The 1783-nt window shown below is 61.7% G+C and carries 1 protein-coding gene; it reads right to left on the bottom strand.

Annotated elements, in window-relative coordinates:
• Positions 1-1775: sulfoacetaldehyde acetyltransferase (xsc, locus tag AC2FEE_RS25550; RefSeq protein ID WP_496868219.1), on the bottom strand; the 1775-nt coding region annotated here is incomplete at its 3' end.
• Between the last annotated feature and the right edge of the window lie 8 nt (positions 1776-1783).

The following is a 1783-nucleotide window of genomic DNA, read 5'->3' as shown; positions in this document are numbered from 1 at the left end:
GCTCCGGCCTGCGGTGTCATGTCGTTTTCGCTGATGCCGGCGACTTCGACCGGCTTTTTCATTGCGTCACGACGGAAGGGCTCACCCAGTTCCTGGTTGATCATGGCTTCGATCAGGGTGGTGATGCCGTTCTTCTGGTCCTCAATGGCCTGGTTCAGGGCCGCGGTCAGCTCGTCCTGCGTGCGGGCGACAACACCTTTCAGGCCGCAGGCCTGCGCGATCCCGGCATAAGACACTTTGGTGTCCAGTTCGGTGCCGACGAAGTTGTCGTCGAACCACAGGGTCGAGTTCCGCTTTTCCGCACCCCACTGGTAGTTGCGGAAAACGATCTGGGTCACCGCGGGCCATTCGTCACGGCCGATTGCGGTCAGCTCGGTGACCGCGATACCAAAGGCACCGTCACCCGAGAAGCCGACGACCGGTACGTCCGGGCAGCCGATCTTGGCGCCGATCACCGACGGCAGGCCATAGCCACAGGGGCCGAACAGGCCCGGTGCCAGATACTTGCGGCCTTCCTCGAAGGACGGATACGCGTTGCCGATGGCGCAGTTGTTGCCGATGTCGGACGAGATGATCGCCTCTTTCGGCAGTGCGGATTGAATCGCACGCCATGCCATGCGCGGGCTCATCCAGTCCGGCTTGGCCGCACGGGCACGTTCGTTCCAGGTGGTGCCCGGATCGTCCTGCTCGTGATCCATCGAGGTCAGTTCCTGTGCCCAACGCGACTTTTTCTCCGCGATTTTCGCCTTGCGGGCGTCGCGGCCCTCGTCGCCGGCAGTGTCCGAAAGCTGTGCCAGGATATTGGTCGCAACGGTGGCCGCGTCGCCGACGATGCCGACCGAGACCGTCTTGGTCAGGCCGATGCGGTCCGGGTTGATGTCAACCTGAATGATTTTCGCATTTGCCGGCCAGTATTCCAGGCCGTAACCCGGCAGGGTCGAGAACGGGTTCAGACGTGTGCCAAGGCACAAAACCACGTCCGCTTCCTTGATCAGCTCCATCGCGGCCTTTGACCCGTTATAACCCAGAGGGCCGGCAAACAGCGGGTGCGAGCCCGGGAAGGCGTCGTTGTGCTGGTAGCCAACGCAAACCGGCGCGTCCAGACGCTCGGCCAGTGCTTTCGAGGCTTCGATGCCACCCGCGGACAGAACCGTACCGGCGCCGTTCAGGATGACCGGGTTCTTGGCTTCGGACAGCAGCGCCGCGGCTTCGGTAACCGCCGATGCACCACCGGAGGGCAGTTCGAATTCGACCACGGCAGGCAGTTCGATATCGACCACTTGCGTGAAGAAGTCACGCGGCACGTTGATCTGTGCCGGAGCCGAGGCACGCTTGGCCTTGGTGATCACGCGGCTCAGAACTTCGGCCATCCGCGACGGGTCGCGCACCTCTTCCTGATAGCAAACGCAATCCGCGAACATGCGCATCTGTTCCATTTCCTGGAAGCCGCCCTGACCCAGGGTCTTGTTCGCGGCCTGAGGTGTAACCAGCAGCAGCGGGGTGTGGTTCCAGTAGGCGGTTTTGACGGCGGTCACAAAGTTGGTGATACCGGGGCCGTTCTGCGCGATCATCATCGACATTTTGCCGGTGGCGCGGGTGTAGCCGTCGGCCATCATCCCACCCGAGCCTTCATGCGCGCAGTCCCAGAACGTGATGCCGGCTTTCCCGAAGATGTCCGAGATCGGCATCATCGCCGAACCAATGATACCAAACGCATGCTCAATACCGTGAAGCTGCAGAACCTTAACAAAGGCCTCTTCCGTCGTCATTTTCATCTGTGTGT

The sequence above is a fragment of the Ruegeria sp. YTSC199 genome, from assembly GCF_059609725.1.
This window is presented reverse-complemented; position numbering and strand designations above follow the sequence as displayed.